The organism is Sphingobium sp. OAS761 (assembly GCF_024168485.1).
Taxonomy (GTDB): domain Bacteria; phylum Pseudomonadota; class Alphaproteobacteria; order Sphingomonadales; family Sphingomonadaceae; genus Sphingobium.
Genome location: NZ_JALJVY010000002.1, coordinates 328,952 through 348,002 on the forward strand (window position 1 = coordinate 328,952; position 19,051 = coordinate 348,002).

The window sequence follows — 19,051 nt, forward strand, 5'->3', positions numbered from 1 at the left end:
TGCCAACAAGGTCAATCCGCGTGCAGCATCATGCCGCCGCTGCAAATGGCGAGGTGCTGACCAGCACTTCTACGGCTTTCAGCTTATGTTCGGGCGCGAGATGGGCATAGCGCAGCGTCATCGCATAATCGCTATGCCCAAGCAGTTCGCGCACGGTGTTGAGATCGACCCCGCCCATTACCAGCCGCGAGGCGAAATGGTGGCGCATGTCATGCCAGCGGAACGCGGTGATGCCCGCATCCTTGAGCAAATGCCGCCACGAGAAATTGACGCGATCAAACCGCTGGCCCGCGTCGTTCACAAAAACCAGCCCGTCGGTGCTTTCCGCTTGCGCCCGCCAGCCCTGCAAAACGAACATGGCCTCCAGATTGAGCGGGATATGGCGCGTTCGCCGCGACTTCGCGGTCGCACCCGTCACGGTCAGAATACGCCGGTCGAGATCGACATTAGCCCAGGTGAGATCGAAAAGTTCACCGCGACGGCAGCCCGTGTTGATCGAAAGCAGGATCAGCGGCTTTACATGGTCGGTAAAGGCCAACTGCCGCAAGCTCGGCAGCAATTCATACCCGCGCTCGCTCCGCCAACGGTTAGCCGAATCGCGCTCGGCGCGGCGGCGCTCCTCGCGAACATCGAGCGCCGCACGCAAGCGGGCCTCTTCGTCGTAGGAGAGATAGCGGACCTTCGGGCAATCGTCGGTACGCGACTTCTTGACCTTGGCGAGCGGATTGGTCCCGAGCAATTCCCATTCCACCGCGCGGTTGAACGCGGCCTTGATTGAGGAAATATCCCGGTTGATGGTTTCGAGGCTCAACCCGCGTTCGACCTCGCCTGCACGCCAGCGTTCGACATCCAGAGCCGTGATTGCATCGAGGCGCTTGTCCAGCAGGACCTTGAACGCGGTCGCAAGCCGGTTGAGGTTTTGCTTATGCGCTTTTTGATTGGCCTTGGCCCAAAGCCCATAGTCGCCATCGAGAAAGGAGCGGAAAGTCGGCACCTCCCGCTTGGGCTTGCGCGCTTCGATAGGATCAATCCCGCGATAGACTTCAGAGAGTATGACGCGGGCGCTTTCGCGGGCCTCGGACAAACCCACCGCATCGGCCCTGCCCAGCCACACCCGCTTGCCCCGCGCATATTCGCAATAGAACGACTTCACGCCGGCGGGCGTTACGCGCAGGATCAAGCCTTTCAGCCGGGCATCCCTATAATCTTTGACTTTAACGGATATGGGAAATCTATCGACCATGGATTGTGTCAAAGGAGTTCGCATTATTCCGGCCTCGCCTGCCAAAAATTAAATCCCGAATCGCATCGTTCTGGTGGTGCGCTGATGGTGCAACTTGCTGCAACAGAGCGGAACATAACGGGACAATCTGCACCACCAGAGATGTCAACAGACTGGCAGAAAAGGCCCCATTTTTCAAGGTTTATCGTTTAATTTCGGTGCATTAGGAACCATCAAAAAGGCGGGCTGGGGGTGTGGGGGTCGGAGGTTCGAATCCTCTCGTCCCGACCAATATTTCAATGACTTAGCCACACCTACCCGCTGCGAATTGCGGCGCGGGTAGCTCATGGACAGGCGGCGTTGCAGTTCCGATCGCGCGCCTAGCGATCCCGCCTTATATTCCCTCTGTGGCAGATCGAATCACACCTGAAGCGCGTAGCGCCAATATGCGCCGGGTTCGCAATCGGGACACTGGCCCTGAACTTCGCGTTCGCAAGCTGTTGCATCGCGAAGGGTATCGCTTCCGTTTACAACGGACCGATTTGCCCGGACGGCCAGACATTTATTTGCCGAAATACAAGGTTGCGATCTTCGTCCATGGATGCTTTTGGCACGGCCACGAAGGATGTAAGCGATCGAAATTGCCAGAAACGCGCACGGAATTTTGGTCGAACAAGATTGAGACAAACCGCGCGCGAGACGTCAAAGCGACAACACTCCTTCAGGCAGCGGGCGTGGAAGTCGTGACACTGTGGGAATGTCAGCTTAAAGACGATACCACGATAATGCAGCAGGTCGTTGAAGCGACAAAAAGGGACAACGCAAAAGATGGCGAGGCGACCAAGGCAGCTTGAACCCGACTCCCTTCGTCGTAGCTTGATCGAACTACTCACCAATTTTGAACAGCATTTGTTGGAATCTGAACTGCGCGAGCAGGTCCGCGCGCTCATTCCAGCCAACCACCTACTTCGCGATTTAGGCAGTTCGCTCCTACCCGAAGGCGCGCGCCTTTCCGCGCGCGAACGCATCCTGTCTTATCTTCGGCGATTTCCCGGCATTGTAATTGACGGCGACGAATTGATGATCGTTGCCGGTATTAGCGAATACGCGCGCCGGATACGCGAACTGCGGAAAGAGGAAGGTTGGCCGATCTTATCGGGGATAACGGCGAACGAAATGCGTGAGACGAACGACGAAGGTCGTATGCAAGGTGAAAATGAAGAACCGTTCCCCGCGATGCGGCCATCGCAGTATCTATTGTTGGAAGATCGGCAGGATCGAGACGCCGCATATCGTTGGAATCGGGCAAATCAAATTCGCCGTAGTGATGCGGGAGTTAGAGACAAAATCATTCGCTATTTTCGAGAAAATGTTGGCCAGCGTATTACGTCGGAAGAACTTCGATATGTCGCGGGTGACAAAACCGAATGGGCGCGGCGAACTCGTGAATTGCGAACAGAGTTCGGCTGGCCAGTCATCACGAGAAACACGGGCGATCCGACGCTTCCGGTAGGAACTTACGTCTTAGAGAGGGACGAACAAGCGCCGCAACATGATCGCCAAATTCCTGAAATCGTGCGCCGTGAAGTGATGCGAAGAGATAATTGGTCCTGCCGGTGGCGTGGGTGTGGCTGGCCGCACGGTTTCCCCGAACAAGATCATCGCTTTCTCGAAGCGCATCACATCGAACATCATGCACAAGGCGGCAACAACACCGTCGATAACTTGGTAACGCTTTGCAACCTTCACCACGATGAAGTTCATCGAACCGGCGAACTCCACGTCGATTAAGCGGCAGCACGCATCCGTGCATCTAATATCTGCCGAACGACGTTCCCAATCGCGCCTGCCAAGTGCGGCGGAACTGCATTCCCGATTTGCCGAGCAATCTCGACCTTTGAACCCTCAAAAGTGAAGTCATCAGGAAAGCCCATCAACCGCGCGGCTTCGCGGTGGGTGATTGGCCGATGTTGGTCCGGGTGCAGATAACGCCCCTTTTCCGGCTTAAAAAATTCGGTTCGAATTGTAACCGACGGACGGTCCCACCAAAGGCGGCCGAACAGATCGGTCCCGCCAGAGGTCTTTCGAATCCAGCAGTCAGGCGTGATTTCTGGAGCATTGCGTTGAAGGTCGAACCGATTGCCACCGGGCGGAACTGCGCGATAGCGCAGCGCGCTTTTTGCCGTTGGATTTCGCCCGAAGTGCAGATTGAGCGGCGCTTTCTTAATCCGAATCTCCGTGCCCACAGGCGGAGGAAGATCGCCGATCGCATCACGAACAGTTTTCCAAACCGGAAGATTGTTAAGCGACCCCGGAGCAGCATTGGTCCGCAGCGGAGGGAAGCTAACCGCCGACGCCAGATCGCGCTTGTAGCCAACAATTACGGTTCTACGGCGCGTTTGCGGTGCGCCGTAGTCAGCCGCCATCAAAACTTCGCACGTAACGTCAAAGCCAAGGGACGTGGCATATTCGCGGATCGCATCATATTCCGGCGAAGATCGAAGTTCCGCCACATTTTCGATAACGAAAACAGAAGCACCGCTACGCTCAACAATGTCGAGAAATGGCTGCCACAAGGCGCGACGCGCGTCGCCATCGCGACGTTTGTTGAGAAGACTAAAGCCTTGGCAGGGCGGTCCACCGACCACAACGTCTGCCGATGGAATAGGACGACCCGATGAAACCCATTCTTCTATGTCACCGCAAACGGCATGTTCGCCGAAATTTCGACGGTGTGTTGCGACTGCTGATTTATCATTATCCAGCGCCCAAACGCTTTCAAAGCCGCCACAAAACCGCCGATCGGTAAAGCCGAGTGTCATGCCACCGGCTCCGGCGAACAGATCAATCATTCGATAGCTCATCGCACCTCTATCCACATCGACGAGTTCCCGCTTTTCAGTTTCGTATTGGTTCGTATCGTGCGAACTCCGCGCATGCAAGTGTTCTTGCTTTGTGCTACTTCAGCTTTCGAAACCTGTCCACCCCCTGCTCAACCTTACACCGAAATCTTGGTGGTGAAATACGTCGTTGATTTTGCGTCATTTCATCGTTGATATTGCCCACATTCCGTCACCTCAATACGGCGAAGGTATATAGTTCAACGGCGAAGCCCCGACCTACGCCGGTCACTTTGACGACGTAGGCCGGGGTCCAGAGCGACCGGGGAAGGATGACCGGCGGCTAGGGCAGGAAAGGAAGGCGAAGGGCGGCACCGATGCTATGTCGGGACGGGCATACGAGGAGCCACCCTCCACATAGATCGCATCTATGACATCAATAGCGCAATAGCGGCTGGCGCGGTGACGGGGTTTCGCGATGTTGAACCGACCGGACGCCTGATTGACGTCAACGACGTCGTCTTTCCGGGCGCGCTTCAGGGGCCCGTGAAACGGGTAAGCAAGACGAGGACGGTATGGACGGAGTCCGCGTAGGTAAACGATTGATAGGCGCGCAATCGCCGGTAACGGTAGGGTGGGAAAACATCCCGCGCGTGGAGGGCGGGCCGACGAAGCGCTTCGTCTTCACCTGGTTCCAGCCGGCGGTGCTGCTCGCGCTCATCGCATTCTGGTATTATGCGCCCAATTCGATCGCAAAGGCATCTACCGCCATCGGTATCGGCATTGGCTTAAGAGTGCTGCTGCTCGCCCTGGAATGGGTCAATCCGCGTCACGAAAGCTGGCGGCTGACCTGGAAGGAGCTGATCACCGATCTCTTCTATGTAGGGCTTGGCTACACGCTGCTGAACATTGTCGAACATTATATCGGCGCCGACGTGGTGATCGATGCCGTGCAGCAGAATTTCAACTGGGAAAAGATCGCCTGGTTCATGGGCCTGCCGCTGCTCCTCCAGGCATTGCTGATATCGTTCATCTTCGATTTCGGGCAATATTGGATGCATCGCGGCATGCATAACTGGCATCCGCTTTGGCTGACGCACGCGCCGCACCACTACATCACGCAGCTCAATATCAACAAGGGAGCGGTCGGAAACCCGGTCGAACTCTTCCTGATCGGGCTCGGTATCGGCGGCTTCTTTGACTTCCTGCCCCGCGCGGCCTTGCTTGCGGGCACGCTGGGGCTTGCCGTCGGGACCTACCAGCACATCAATGTCCGCTTCAACTCCCCTCGCTGGTGGCGCTTCCTGTTCAACACCACCGAGCATCACAGCGTGCACCATTCCCAGGACTATGAGGGCAGCCGCAGCAACTATTCCAGCACCTGGATCATCATCGACCGCATGTTCGGCACCTGCGTGGACGGCGAAGCGGAACTGTTGGGCATGGAGGGCGGCCGCAGGATGTCGGTCGGTGAAACCATGACCTTCCCCTTCACGGAAGCCTGGAAATCGCTGAAGGCAAAGCTGCGCGGGGATCGTTTCGACGGGCCGACGATAGTGCCCGCGGAATGACAGTGGCGCGGGAATGGGGGAATGCGATGAACCGGCGCTTCATCGACTGGATCTGGAACATCCGGGGTAGCCTGACGCTCGTTCCGGGACAGTCCAGCGACGATGCCTTTCGCCGGCTCGATCCGCTATTCCAGGAAGCGGGCACCAGGCATGAACGGTCGGCCGACACGCTGACCTTCCGCAAGAAGAATCAGGCAGCTCAGGACAAGATGGCGGTCTTCGATGCCGGCATCCTCCAGGTCAGGGAGGATGCAGCCGGCCCGGTGCTCCACTATCGCCTGAAAAGCCGTGCGCTGCTCTTCTGCTTTCTTGCCCCCTTGCTGTTCCTGGGCTTTGCTCAGGCAACGGTGATGATCGGCCAGTGGGAAAAGGCTTCGGCGCAATCGACGGAGAAAAAGCCGGAGAAGAAGAAGGACGTGGCGCTGCCGCAGCATCCCATTGACGCTTTCCTGGGCGCACCGGCCCCCGAAAAGCCGAAGAAGGACAAGGAGAAAAACGCCGAGGACGAAGACAAGCCTTCGCCGACGGCGGCCTATGTGTTCGCAGCCTTGTTCGCCACTCTCTACGTTGTCGGGCGCATCCTTGAAGCGCGGCTGGTCAAGTCGCTGTTCCGCAGGAAGCTTCTGGGCGTGTGAACGCGCGGGCCGCGTGTCCTTCTAGAGCGTAATCCGTTCATGCTGAACCGGTTTACGCTCTTTTTTCTTTTGTTTTCCGCATTTTCCTAGCCAGCAGATGATGCCGTCCGCTTCGAAAATGCTCTAGACGTCCCGCTGCCCGAAAGAATGAAGCGGCATCGCATCGGTCAGGGCAAGATCGCCGGCCGCGATGCGGCGCTTCAGATAAGCGAATGTCTGCGCGGTCTGGTTGAAAAGATGCTCGCCGCCTTTGAGCGGCGCGTAGCGGGGATTTTCGCCCTTCGTCAACGGCGCGACGACATAATCATAATCGCAGGTGTGGAACATGGCGAAAGAATAGCGTTCCTGCCGGACCTTCTTCACGCGGTGTCTGGTCGCCAGATATCGCCCGTTGGACAGGATTTCCATCATGTCGCCAATGTTCATGATCATCGTGCCTTCAACCAGCGGCACATCGATCCATCCCCCTTGCCTGCTGACGATCTGCAATCCGGGCGCCGTCGCGAAGAGCAAGGTGAAGCATTCATAGTCGGTATGCGCGCCGATGCCCGGTCGGTCCTGCGCACTGTCGTCACGGGGATAGTGGATGAGGCGCAACTGGCTGGGCGGATTTAAACGATTTGCGTCGAAATGATCTTCATCCAGGCCCAGCGCCAGCGCAAAGGCTCCGAACAACTGACGGCCGATGTCCATGACGTGGGCATAATAGGCCATGACATCGTCCCGGAAGCCCGCCATCTCCGGCCAGAGATTGGGGCCGAGCAGCGGCCGCCGACCCTCGGCAGGACGATAGTCGCAATTGACGTCATAGGCTTCCTTGAGGTCGCCGACGCCTTCGCCGAAACACTCCTCTCCGACCGGCACATATCCGCTATGGTTTTGCGAAAGGCCGATATAGCTCTTCATCTTGTCGGCCTGCTCCAGCGCAAAATACGCTATCGCCCGGGAATGCAATCTGCGAAACAACGCCCAGTCGAGCTGTTTGCCGCAGATATAAAGAAAGCCCGACTCCGCGCAGGCGCGATCGAGAGCATGCGCTACGGCGATCCGGTCATCGCGCGAGGGGCTTACCAAATCGGATATGTCGATGATGGGCAGCGAACGCATGCCACCCTGTTATGAAACACAGGTCATAAGGGTAAGCTGCGACATGGCGATGATTTACATTGATTTGATCTATGCCGGGGGCGATGAACAGTGATGGAAAGGCGGCCCATGACGGACAGGGGACAGTTGATAGATCGGAAGTTCGCAAGCCGGGTGGACTGGAACCTGATGCGCACTTTCGTCGACATCGTCCGGGCCGGAGGCATTGGCGCGGCGGCCCGGCAACTCAATCGCCAGCAGCCCAGCATCAGCGCCGCACTCAAGCGGCTGGAGGATCATGTCGGCGCCACGCTCCTTCACCGCACCGCCACCGGCGTCGAGATGACAACGGCGGGCAAGGCGTTGATGGTGCTTTGCGAAGACATGCTCGAATCCGCGCAGATGGTGCCGCATCAGATCGCGCAGGCGACCAAGCGCGTTGAAGGTTTCGTTCGCATCCAGATCATATCCGGCCTGATGTCGCCCGAGTTTGACGAGGCGATCGCCAGCTTCCATCGACGCAACCCCGCGATCCATATCGAAATCCGCGTGTCCCCATGGCGTCAGGTGCTTGACGCGCTGGAACAGGGCGAGGTCGAAATCGGCGTGGGTTATGACAGCAGCGTTCGGGGAAGCCTGATGTACGAGCCGTTGCTGGTGGAACGACAGCAACTTTACTGCTCCCGCTACAGTCCTTATTTCGGCTATCGCCTCAGCCGCCTGCATGACCTGAAGGATAAAGCCTTCGTCCTGACGGGCGATGATGAGATCGAAGCGATCACGCATCTGCGCCGCCGCTACCGCCTCGGCACCAGGGTCAGTGGCCTGGCCGAAGACATCAACGAGGCGAAGCGTCTGATAGTCCAGGGGGTGGGCATCGGCTTCCTGCCCGTCCTGGCGGCTGAGCAGGATGTGGCCAAGGAGCGGCTGTGGCCTATCCTGGATACGGATATGGAGCCGTCCTACGACATTTTCCTCCTGTCGCGTTCCGAGCCCGCAAGAGACACCGCGACCCAGCTATTCTGGGATGAGGTGATCCGGCGTTTGCGCGCAAAGGGCAGGGCATAGATTTCATAAATGACTTGCATCGGAATTTTACCCCTCCCCCAATGACGCGCCGCAGCACAGCTTCATGCCAGACCATGGAGCTGAATCATGTGGGCGAAACAACGGTGCACGGCGCCTTCAGGCCGCCGGAATGCAGGAAATTATCTTGGCGGGGTCGCGGCAGCGCTTGACCGTCTGCCGCTCGCATGGGTCGCGGCCAGGGGGCAGGTCATCCTCGCGTCAGCGTCGGGCCGTCAAAAGCCATGATCGACGCGGCCATGACCACCGGATCGGCAGGCAGCATGAAGGACACCATCTTCAACTACCTGCCGCCAGCCATGATTGCAGCGGTCCTGTGTTTCTGGGCCTATGGCCCGACGGCGCTGCTGAACCATGAAGCGACCCTGGCGGTAATGTCCGCGCTCATCACGATCAGCGTGCTCCTGCTCGAACAGGTCCATGAGCGCCATGCCGGTTGGCGCATGAACCGGCAGGAATTTGTCACCGACCTCTTCTACTCGATCCTCAGCGCCACCGTCATCGCATGGGTGTCGCGCAAGATCGGCGATGACCCGCTGGTAGCGGCCAAGGCTTCGCTTGGCATCACGACGCAATGGGCCATGCGCATGCCTTGGCTGGCACAAGTCGCCCTCGTCGTGTTTCTGATCGAATTCGGCCAATATTGGATGCATCGGCTGATGCACAATGTGACGCCGTTCTGGCTCACTCACGCCCCGCATCACCATCTGACGCAGCTGAATGCCGCAAAAGGCGCAGTCGGAAATCCGATCGAGCTGGTGCTGATCAGCCTCAGCATCGTCGCGCTGTTCGACCTGCAGACAACGGCAATATTTGCGGCCATCAATGTCCTTGGCGTCATTTCGACCTTTGCGCACGCCAATGTGCGGTCCGATCCTCCGATCTTCTATTCCTACGTCTTCACGACGATCCGGCACCACAGCCTCCATCATTCGACCGATTATCAAAGCACCCGCTGCAACTACGGTAATTCGCTGATCTTCCTCGACCGCATCTTTGGCACCTATCGTGAGGGCGAAGCGGAACTGGTAGGCCAGGACGAACGCCGCCGCCTGTCGATCTGGGAACAGACGATCTTCCCGTTCGAGCCGCTGATCGCCCGATATAGGGCGCGCAAGGGTTCGGCGGAAACGGGCGGAGACAGCAGCGCCCCAGCCAAGGCAGCGGTCGAACGGCCCGTGCCGGAATCCGTAGAGAGTCCGGTCACGGCATGACGGCCACATGCGCCTTGCGGGTCAGTCCGGCACGCAATGCGCTGGCGCGAGGCGACGTCCAGGCGGCGCGGCAGTTCGCTGCCAGGATGATGGCCAACGATCCCCGCGATGCCGAAGGCCACTTTATCTTCGGCCTCGCGGAATCCACTGATGGCCGGATTGGCGCGGGTATCCAGCATCTGGATCGGGCCGTGACGCTGGACCCTCAAGGGGAATACCGGGCTCAACTCGCCCGGCTGCTCGTCATGATGCGCCGCGACGGCGATGCCGCGGCGATCCTGCACGATGCCGAAAAGGCCCCGCCCTCGGACGCACTGAGCCGCGATACGATTGGCTGCGTCTATGCGCGCCTGGGCGACCATGGCGCCGCGCTAACCCATTTCGAAGAGGCGGTCCGGCTCGATCCGCCAAATATCAATTACCGCTACAATCTGGCAACGACGCTCAATTTTCTCGGTCGCGGCGACGAGGCAGAGACAGTATTGGAGGCGTTGATAGCACTCGCCCCGCAGGACGCGCGGGCGCATCACCTTCTCTCGGCGCTTCGCAAACAAAGGCCGGACAATAATCATGTAGATCGCCTGGCCGGCACGCTTGCCGACGCGAAGGACGGCCGCAGCAGGCTGCTTGTCGGCTATGCGTTGACCAAGGAACTGGAGGATATCGGGCGGCCGGACGAGGCGCTGAAGCAGCTTTGCGCGACCAATGCAGAGCATCGTCGAAACCTGCCTTATGCCTTCGCCCGCGATGCGGCGCTGTTCGACGCCGTGGAAGGCGCGTGGCCGATTGCCGCCGCGTCCGACGCTCCGGAGGACGCGCCCATCTTCATCATCGGCATGCCGCGCACCGGCACCACGCTGGTCGACCGCATCCTTTCTTCCCATCCCCTGGTCGAAAGCGCCGGCGAATTGCAGGCCATGCCGCTTGCCGTGAAGAAGGCGGCCGGAACGAAGACCCCCACGGTCATGGACGCCGACACCATTGCGGCGGCCGCACGCGCTGACATGGGGATGATCGGACGCCACTATCTGGAGCGCGCGGCCCATCACCGCCGGCAGCCCCGATTGCGTTTTATCGACAAGTTTCCGGGCAACTTCTTCTATGCCGGATTCATCGCCCGGGCGCTGCCCGGCGCGAGGATCGTCTGCCTGCGCAGGCATCCCATGGACACGGTGCTCAGCAACTTCCGCAACCTCTTCGCGGTCAGCTCCCGCTATTATGACTATAGCTACGACCTGCTGGACATCGCCGCTTATTATGCCCGCTTCGACCGGCTGATGGGCCTGTGGCGCGAAGCGCTGCCGGGCCGCCTGATCGAATTGCGCTATGAGGATCTGGTTGCCGATCAGGAAGGGGAGAGCCGTCGGCTGCTCGCCCATTGCGGGCTCGACTGGTCGGACAGCTGCCTGTCCTTCCACACCAACCATGCCCCCGTTTCCACGCCCAGCGCCGCCCAGGTGCGCCGCCCCATCTATGCCGACTCGGTCGGGCGATGGAAGCGGCATGCCGACGTTCTGGAACCGGTGCGCCGCTTTTTCGAGCAGGCCGGGGTCGGCATATCATGACAGAAAGGAACCGGGTCATGCCGCCAGCCGCCAGATGGATGTTGATCCCCATGCTCCTCGGTTCGGCCACACCGGCCTTCGCCGCGTCGGAGCCGAGCACGCGGCTGGTGGAATGTTCAACGGGAGATTGCCTGCTTGTGACCGGCCGCCGCGACGACCGGCACGCCCCGGTCAGCATCAATGGCCACAAGGTTGCGGTCAAAGGCGCTTTGCGCTGGCAGACGCGGTTGCCGGTCGAAACATTCCGCGCATGGTCCGCACCCAATGCACGCACGGTGACAGTCTCCGTGGACGGCAGGGAGGCGGAGGCCAGGCTGCCCGTCGGCATGTTTGTCCGGCCGGAGGAATTGACGATGCTCGTCATCAGGCCCAAGTAATATTGAGATAATAAGTCAGTAATAATCGAACAAACTTTATTGCCGTCTTGAAATAATCATTGCCTGCTTCTATGTGATCCGCAGCCGCCGGAGAGCGGCGCTCGTCTGACGCACAGGAGACAATGATGAAGATTGGCCTCGTGGCTCTCGCCACTTTCGCATGCGCGATCCCCGCTTCGGCCTTCGCCGCCGACAACCCATTCGCTCAGGATCAGGCGACTCTCGACCTCAAGGGTCTCGACCTTGCTTCGGCCGACGGGCAGCAGCGCCTTGCCATCCGCATGAATCAGGCCGCCGGCGCCGTATGTGGCGACCGCCTCGCCGGCGTGCATCTCGCAGCCGAAGCAAAAGCCCAGGGGTGCCGTGCCGCCGTACTGGCCGATATCCGCTCCCAGATCGAAGCACGCCTGGCCATGAACGCAAAGCCGGTGCGCGTCGCCGCCCGCTAATGGCTTGGCTGGTTCACCTCCGCCGCCCCGGTCTGCTGGGGCGACGGAGGAAAAGCCTGGTTATTTTGCCAGCTTCTTAGGGTTGGGCCACCATGTCAGCGTGTGCACATCATGCGCTGACGTCCACAATCCCTTTTTCGTAAAGCGCAGCGCCCCGCTGCCTTCTGCCTCGCCGACGCGTGCCTTGACCGTAAGCGTATCGGGGTCGATCGCAACGAAGGTCTGGTCTTCCGTGGTCCGCAGCCACACCATGCCTGCCCCGGTGTCGATGTCGCCATATTTCAGCACTTCGCCGACCTTGACGCGACCGGTGACGTCGCCCGTTACCGGATCGATGCGCGCGACGGTTCCGTCACCCTGCTCCTGAACCCATACGGCCCCTTCTCCGGCGGCCAGAAAGGCCGGCTCTTTGCCGAGCGCCGTGGTATTGGCCACCATATTGGTCGCGGGATCGATGCGCTGGATCGTGCCCGCCTCGCTGCTGACCGCCCACAGAGAACCGAAGCCGAAGGCGAGATAATGGGTTCCCGCGCTGACCGGGATGGTGGCCGTGACCTGGTTGCTGTCAGGATCGACGCGTGAGACCACGCCCTTGTGATCGCTTGCGACCCAGACCGATCCCGCCCCCGCGACGACATTGAGCTCGCCCATGGGATTGGCGATGCCAGTGGGGATGGTGGCGCTTTTTTCCGCCTTGATTCTGTCGATCCTGACGAGCGCCATTTCCTTGCAGTCAGCCACCCACAAAGCATCGCCCAGTATCGCCATCGCGCCGCAGGGTTTGGCCATCGGCACAGAAGCGATCCGGCCCTTGCGCGACCAGCGTTCGACGCGGGCGTCATTGGTCGCCCAGACGCTGTCGCCATCGACCGCCAGAAAATCGGCAAAGCCCGGCACCTGGATCACCTGTTCGCCGTGAGCAGGCGATGCGGCAGCCGCCGTGGCACAGCCCGCCACCAGCATGGCCCCTATGATGGGAAGCTTTGCCATGATCATCCTTCCCGGTTGATATAGGCGCGCCAGCCGCCAAGGGCCGTGATGTCTTCCGCCCCCGTCATCGCGCGTGGTTCGGCCACGAAACCCTTGACGCTGCTGCCGTCCGACAGCGTTACCGTGCCGATGGCAAGCGGCGCGGGCACTTCGGCGACGAAGCTGCCGAATTCGGCAACGCCCAGCTCATAGACTTCCAGCGCGATGGGACCGCCTTCGTCGCTATGCACCAGCGCGGGCTTGGGCGGCACGCTGTCCGCCATCGCGTAAAGCCTGTAATTGGGCGCGGTCTCGAAGGCGCCGACGAAGCGCGCCTCTCGCGACGTAAGCTGCCAGTGCAGCGGCATGTCTTTCAGGTGTGCGCCCACGACGGCGAGTTTCACGGTCTGCATTTTGCCCTCCAGGTCTAGTGGCGGTGGGGAAGGAAGATCGGCGGCGGCGAAATAGGCGTCCGCCACATCGAGCAGGGCACGGTCCGTGTCGGCCGGCCCGATCAGGGTGATGCCAAAGCCCGTGCCATTGGCACGACTGCCCGCAGGAATGGCGACAGCCGCCATGTCGAGCAGGTTGACGAAATTGGTGTAGAGCCCGAGGGCGCTGTTGAGCGCAACAGGCGCGGCGAGCAATTCGGCGATCCGGAAAGTCGTGCCCGTGGTCGGGAACGCCAGCAGGTCGATCTCCGACCATTGCGTGTCGGCATGGCGCTTGAGTTCGGCCAGGCGATAGATGCCATTGAACAGATCGACCGCGCTGATCCCCAGGCCAGGCTCCACCACCGCCCGCACGGTCGGATCGATGGCGTCGGGATTGTCGGCCAGAAGGCCGGACAGAGCGGCGGCGCGCTCCGCGACCCACGGCCCGCCATAGAGGAGCTGCGCGGCTTCCAGCAGCGGCGCGATGTCGATCTCGACCAGTTCTGCCAGACCGCCAAGTCGCTCCAGCGCGCGATCATACAGATATTCCGACTCCGCGTCACCGAACCAGACCCGCTGGTCGCGCCGCGGCACGCCGATCCGCTTGCAAGCGAGCAGTCGGTCCGCCAACGGCTTTGAATAGGCATCCGCAGGATCGAAGCCGGCGATGATCCCGTCCAGCAGGCGCGCGTCGCCGCTATCATTGGCGAAGACGGTAATGCAGTCGAGCGTGCGGCAGGCCGGCACCAGTCCCGAATTGCTCCACCGCCCCTTTGTCGGCTTGAAGCCTATCAAATGCTGGAACGCGGCAGGCACCCGGCCCGACCCGGCTGTGTCCGTTCCCAGTGCGAACGCGACCAGCCCGGCCGCTACCGCTACTGAAGACCCCGAGCTCGATCCCCCGCTCACATAGGCGAGGTTATAGGCGTTCCGGGGACTGCCATAGGGGCTGCGCGTCCCGTTCAGCCCGGTCGCGAACTGATCGAGATTGGTCTTCCCGATACAGATCGCCCCGGCTGAGACGAGGCGATCGACGACAGCTGCGGATGCAACGGGGCTGTATGCGAAGGCGGGACAGGCAGCGGTGGTTTCCGCCCAGGCCACATCGATATTGTCCTTCACCGCGAATGGAACGCCGGCCAGCGGCAGATCTTCGCCGTCTGCCAGCCGAGCGTCGATGGCTTTGGCCGCGACAATCAGATCGTCGGCGCTCGGCCTGCTGATCCATATCTGCGGCTGGACGGCGTCATAGGCGATGAGCCGCCCAAGCGTTTCCTCCATCACGGCAAGGGCGCTGGTCCGCCCGGTCCTGATGTCCCGCACGATGGCGGTCGCGCTGCGGCGGTCGAGCGCGGTCATGCCGAAGCCCCCAGCGCCAGCATCGGCGCGCCCGGCTGCAACGACTGCCGTTCCTGCACGTAGAGAGCCACCACCGTCCCCGTGCCGGGGCTTTGCACTGCGCATTCCATTTTCATTGCCTCAATGATGGCGATGGTGTCGCCGGCCTTCACTTCGTCCCCGACAGCGACCAGCAATTTCCAGATACTCCCGCCAAAGGGTGTTTCGACCAGCGCGGCCCCGTCCGGAATCGCGATCGTTTGCGATCCGGGCGCATCGGCTTCTGAAAGGTCGGTGATGCGGTCGAACTCGCCGCTCCGCTGCCATTCGGCGCGTTCCTCATCAAAAGCCGCCTGTCGACGCGCCTCGAACTCCGCGATGGACGAGGCATTGTCCGCGAGGAAGGCGCGGTAGTCGGCCAGGCGAAATTCCGATTGCTCGATCCTGATGGAGCGCCGTCCGCTGGGGAAGTCGCGACGCCATTCCACCAGCTCTTCCGCACTGACCGGATAAAAGCGAATCTGATCAAAGAAGCGCAGCAGCCAGGGCTTACCCTCGACGAACGCATCGGTCTGGCGATGCGTATTCCACACCTGAATGGTCCGGCCGAATAGCTGATAGCCGCCCGGCCCCTCCATCCCGTAGATGCACATATAGGCGCCGCCGATGCCCACGACATTGGGCGGAGTCCATGTCCGCGCGGGATTATATTTTGTGGTGACCAGCCGGTGCCGCGGATCGACCGGGGTCGCAACCGGCGCGCCGAGATAGACGTCGCCCAGCCCCAGGACCAGATAGTTGGAATCGAAGATCAGCTTCTCTACCGCATCGACGTCGGGCAGGCCGTTCACCCGGCGGATGAACTCGATATTATCGGGACACCACGGCGCGTCGGCGCGGACGCCGCTCATATATTTCTCGATGGTTTTGATCGTGGCCGGGTCGCGCCAGCTCAGCGGGAGATGCACGATGCGGGACGGTATGGTGAAATCCTGAAGGTCGCCCAGCCGCTCTTCGGCAGCGATGAGAGCGGCCAGCGCGGCGCGCTGCTCCAGCCTCTCGCCGTCAAAATGAAGCTGTAGCGACCGGATGCCCGGCACCACGTCGACCACGCCGGGGAGCGCGAGCCGCTCCAGCTCGATCATCAGCGCATGGACCCGGATCCGCAGCTCGATGTCGAGGACGATGGGGCCATATTCGACCAGGATATTACGGTCGCCCTGCTGTCGATAAACGGTGCGAGGACGGCCCGGCACCTCCGGGATATCGGCGAGAATGGGCGAGAGCACGTCGATCGGCCGAGCCGGACCCAGATCGTCCGCCGTTCCCCAGGCTATCCGGCGCTTCTGCAGCCTGTCCGCCGCGGCAGCGTCACCAATGTTGACCGGCACGAACCGGAGCTTGTCACCGGGCGCAAGCTGGCCGATTTTCCAGCGGTCAGCGGCAATCACGACGAAGGGGCAGACGAAGCCTCCCAGCGACGGTCCATCGGGACCCAGGATGATCGGCATGTCGCCGGTAAAGTCGACGGCGCCGATCGCGTAGGGGTTGTCGTGGATATTGGACGGATGAAGGCCCGCCTCCCCACCATCTGCCCGCGCCCACTCCGGCTTGGGGCCGACCAGGCGCACGCCCGTGCGATTGCTGTTGTAATGGACCTGCCATTCAGCGGACACGATTGCCGCTATGTCGGCTTGGGTGAAGAAGTCGGGCGCGCCGTGCGGGCCATAGAGCACACGCACCGCCCATTCGGTGGGAAGGTCGGGCAGCGTGATCGAAGGCAGCGGCCCATCCGTCTCGCCATCTGCCAGGTGCAACGTATCGCCCGCCAGCAAGCGGCGCGCGGCATGCCCCCCGAACTGACCGAGTTCAAAGGTGCTGCGGCTGCCCAGATAGGGCGCGATGTCGAGGCCGCCGGCGAACAGGATATAGCCACGCAACCCCCCGCCCGAAGCGCGACCGAGCGCCAGTGTCTGACCCGCGCGCACGGCGATCGCCACGCCGCGCGGAGCCGGTTCACCGTCGAGCGTCGCGCCGAAATCGGCGCCCATCAGGCAGATGCGCGCATCCGCCGTGAAGACCAGCGTCGGGCCGGTGACCGTGACTTCCAGGCCCGCCGTCCCTTCTGGGTTGCCCAGCAGCCTGTTCCCCAGGCGGAAAGACTGGTCGTCCATCGGTCCCGACGGGGGCACGCCGACCGCCCAGAGCTTCTGGCGTCCGGGCCAGTCCTGCACGGTGGTAGCGGTGCCGCCGCTGATGACGCGAACGCTGCGGCTGTTGGAGGCGATACCCTCCAACAGACGCGTCGACACCTCTCCGCTGACAAAGGCGGGGGCGCGGACCACATCGCGCAGCCAGCGCAGGTTCGTCTCGATTCCGTCCACCCGGCTCTGATCAAGCGCGGACTGCATCCTTTCGATGGCTTCGGCACGGGTCGGTGCATGGACGATCAGCTTGGCGAGCATGGGATCGTACCAGCTGCTGACCTCGCTGCCCGCCATGCACCATGTCTCGGCGCGTATGCCCGCCGGAAACTCGACTGCGGTCAGCGCCCCCGAAGTGGGCCGGTAGTCCAGCGCGGGGTCTTCGGCATAGAGCCGCACCTGAACCGAATGTCCCTGCGGCACGGGCGGATCGGCATCGAGAAAGGCGTAATCGCCCGCGCCGCCCCGGATCATCCATTCGACAAGATCGATCCCCATCACCTCTTCGGTAACGCCATGTTCGACCTGAAGCCGCGTGTTCATCTCGAGGAAGAAGAACTCCTCGCGCTCCGCATCATAGAGAAACTCGACCGTTCCCGCCGATCTGTAGTTCGCAGCCTGACCAAGGCGCGTTGCGGCCGCGATCAGATCGTGGCGCACGACGTCGGGCAGCAACGGGGCGGGCGCTTCTTCGACCACCTTCTGGTTACGGCGCTGAAGCGAACAGTCGCGCTCGCCGAGCGGCATGATCCGGCCCTGCCCGTCACCGAACAGCTGCACTTCGATGTGGCGCGCGCGGCGGATGTAGCGTTCAAGGAAGATGCCGGCGTCGCCGAAATTGCTTTGCCCCTGCCGGGCAACGGCGGCGAAACCTTCGCGGACCGCGGCCTCGTCCTCGCAAATGCGCATGCCGATGCCGCCGCCCCCGGCCGTCGCCTTCAATATCACGGGAAAACCGATTTCGCAGGCGGCGGCGACCGCCTCTTCCTCGCCGGTCAGCAGTCCGGTGCCCGGCGCCAGCGGAACGCCATGCGCGGCGGCCAGAGCGCGTGCGCTGTGCTTGAGGCCGAAGGTGCGGATATTGTCCGGCGTGGGTCCGATGAAGATAATGCCGGCAGCCGCGCAGGCCTCCGCAAACTCCACATTTTCGGCAAGGAAGCCGTAGCCGGGATGAATCGCCCCCGCGCCGGTTGCGCGGGCGGCTTCGATAATGGCGGCGATGTTGAGATAGCTGTCGGACGCCCGCGCCGCGCCGATGCAGACCGCCTCGTCCGCCTGCGCCACGTGCAGCGAGCCTTCATCCGCTTCGGAATAGACCGCGACGGAACGCAGGCCCATGCGCCGCAATGTGCGAATGATGCGGGTGGCAATCGCCCCGCGGTTGGCGATCAGAACCGTGTCGACGCTCATGCGGTCACGATCATGCGGACGGGGGTGGGATTGAAGCCGTTGCACGGATTGTTGATCTGCGGGCAATTCGACACGACGACGATGACGTTCATTTCCGCTTTCAGATCCACCGTAAGGCCGGGCGCGGAGATGCCATCGACGATCCCCAGGGATCCGTCCTCCTCGACCGGCACGTTCATGAAAAAGTTGATGTTGGAGACGATGTCGCGCTTGCCGCGCCCCTCCCGCAGGTTCGCCTCCAGAAAATTCTCGACGCACGCATGTTCCGCCTTGGTGTGGTGGCCATAGCGCAGGGTATTGGATTCGCACGAACAGGCGCCGCCGATCGTGTCATGATAATCGACCGACGTGGACACGATGGTCATCATCGGTCTCCCCTCGTTCGACCGCAGCACCGTTCCCTCGCGCAGGAACAGGTTCCCCTGCGCCGACACGGTGTCCTGCGCGCTGTAGCGTTCGGCATCGTCCTCCGCGGCATAGAGGAGAAAGTCGACCGCCTGATTGCCCTCCAGATCGACGATGCGCAGCGTCTGGCCGGCAGCGACATGGTGCAGCCATGGCGCCCGCGCAGGCACGATGACATCGTGGACGACCGGGCCCGAAAGGCCCGACAAATGGGGATCGATGCTCATGTGGGAAGCTGTTCCTTCC

General features: G+C 61.5%; 16 protein-coding genes. 9 read left to right on the forward strand and 7 right to left on the reverse strand.

Annotated features, from left to right (window positions below):
- Nucleotides 1–28: 28 nt before the first annotated feature.
- Entirely contained in the window at nt 29–1,267 is a 1,239-nt protein-coding gene (locus tag J3E64_RS04335; protein ID WP_367398596.1) for a tyrosine-type recombinase/integrase, read from the reverse strand.
- A 362-nt stretch (nt 1,268–1,629) separates the two neighbouring features.
- On the opposite strand from J3E64_RS04335, the gene J3E64_RS04340 reads away from it, so the two are divergent.
- Both J3E64_RS04340 and J3E64_RS04345 read left to right on the forward strand, forming a co-directional pair.
- Complete coding sequence (locus tag J3E64_RS04340) at nt 1,630–2,076, forward strand: very short patch repair endonuclease (protein ID WP_367398597.1); 447 nt, start codon at nt 1,630–1,632, stop codon at nt 2,074–2,076.
- A 22-nt stretch (nt 2,077–2,098) separates the two neighbouring features.
- On the forward strand, nt 2,099–3,013 hold the full coding sequence (locus tag J3E64_RS04345) for an HNH endonuclease (protein WP_253340156.1): 915 nt from the start codon (nt 2,099–2,101) through the stop codon (nt 3,011–3,013).
- Here J3E64_RS04345 and J3E64_RS04350 read toward each other — a convergent pair.
- Nucleotides 3,010–4,074 (reverse strand): DNA cytosine methyltransferase, encoded by a 1,065-nt coding sequence (locus J3E64_RS04350; protein ID WP_253340158.1) that lies wholly within the window; start codon nt 4,072–4,074, stop codon nt 3,010–3,012. The genes J3E64_RS04345 and J3E64_RS04350 overlap by 4 nt on opposite strands.
- Before the next feature lie 563 nt (nt 4,075–4,637).
- Here J3E64_RS04350 and J3E64_RS04355 point away from each other — a divergent pair.
- The gene (locus J3E64_RS04355) at nt 4,638–5,633 is read left to right on the forward strand and encodes a sterol desaturase family protein (RefSeq protein WP_253340166.1); all 996 of its coding nucleotides are present in this window, start codon (nt 4,638–4,640) and stop codon (nt 5,631–5,633) included.
- Nucleotides 5,634–5,659: 26 nt separating this feature from the next.
- Entirely contained in the window at nt 5,660–6,268 is a 609-nt protein-coding gene (locus J3E64_RS04360) for a hypothetical protein (RefSeq protein ID WP_253340168.1), read from the forward strand.
- Between the two features lie 123 nt (nt 6,269–6,391).
- Here the strand turns inward: J3E64_RS04360 and J3E64_RS04365 are convergent, their stop codons facing one another.
- Nucleotides 6,392–7,375 carry an isopenicillin N synthase family oxygenase gene (locus tag J3E64_RS04365; RefSeq protein ID WP_253340170.1) on the reverse strand — a complete coding sequence of 328 codons (984 nt, stop codon included), beginning with the start codon at nt 7,373–7,375 and terminating at the stop codon, nt 6,392–6,394.
- Nucleotides 7,376–7,483: 108 nt separating this feature from the next.
- Between J3E64_RS04365 and J3E64_RS04370 the strand changes: the two genes are divergently transcribed.
- From J3E64_RS04370 to J3E64_RS04390, 5 genes are all read left to right on the forward strand, one after another.
- Entirely contained in the window at nt 7,484–8,422 is a 939-nt protein-coding gene (locus J3E64_RS04370; RefSeq protein ID WP_253340171.1) for a LysR family transcriptional regulator, read from the forward strand.
- 242 nt (nt 8,423–8,664) lie between these two features.
- Nucleotides 8,665–9,654 carry a sterol desaturase family protein gene (locus J3E64_RS04375; protein WP_253340173.1) on the forward strand — a complete coding sequence of 330 codons (990 nt, stop codon included), beginning with the start codon at nt 8,665–8,667 and terminating at the stop codon, nt 9,652–9,654.
- Complete coding sequence (locus J3E64_RS04380; protein WP_253340175.1) at nt 9,651–11,219, forward strand: tetratricopeptide repeat-containing sulfotransferase family protein; 1,569 nt, start codon at nt 9,651–9,653, stop codon at nt 11,217–11,219. Before J3E64_RS04375 ends, J3E64_RS04380 begins: the two co-directional genes overlap by 4 nt.
- A gap of 50 nt (nt 11,220–11,269) precedes the next feature.
- Complete coding sequence (locus J3E64_RS04385) at nt 11,270–11,596, forward strand: hypothetical protein (RefSeq protein ID WP_253340177.1); 327 nt, start codon at nt 11,270–11,272, stop codon at nt 11,594–11,596.
- Nucleotides 11,597–11,718: 122 nt separating this feature from the next.
- On the forward strand, nt 11,719–12,045 hold the full coding sequence (locus tag J3E64_RS04390; protein ID WP_367398598.1) for a UrcA family protein: 327 nt from the start codon (nt 11,719–11,721) through the stop codon (nt 12,043–12,045).
- A gap of 60 nt (nt 12,046–12,105) precedes the next feature.
- On the opposite strand, the gene J3E64_RS04395 is transcribed toward J3E64_RS04390, so the two are convergent.
- From J3E64_RS04395 to J3E64_RS04410, 4 genes are read right to left on the reverse strand one after another with little or no spacing between them, the layout of a single operon-like run.
- Nucleotides 12,106–13,035 (reverse strand): YncE family protein, encoded by a 930-nt coding sequence (locus J3E64_RS04395; protein WP_253340179.1) that lies wholly within the window; start codon nt 13,033–13,035, stop codon nt 12,106–12,108.
- Between the two features lie 2 nt (nt 13,036–13,037).
- Nucleotides 13,038–14,807: an allophanate hydrolase gene (gene atzF, locus J3E64_RS04400; RefSeq protein WP_253340181.1), complete on the reverse strand. Its 1,770-nt coding sequence runs from the start codon at nt 14,805–14,807 to the stop codon at nt 13,038–13,040.
- Nucleotides 14,804–18,400, reverse strand: a complete 3,597-nt coding sequence (uca, locus tag J3E64_RS04405; protein ID WP_253340183.1) for an urea carboxylase — start codon at nt 18,398–18,400, stop codon at nt 14,804–14,806. The genes atzF and uca overlap by 4 nt, the downstream gene beginning before the upstream one ends.
- Nucleotides 18,397–19,032, reverse strand: a complete 636-nt coding sequence (locus J3E64_RS04410; RefSeq protein WP_253340185.1) for an urea amidolyase associated protein UAAP2 — start codon at nt 19,030–19,032, stop codon at nt 18,397–18,399. Before J3E64_RS04410 ends, uca begins: the two co-directional genes overlap by 4 nt.
- Between the last annotated feature and the right edge of the window lie 19 nt (nt 19,033–19,051).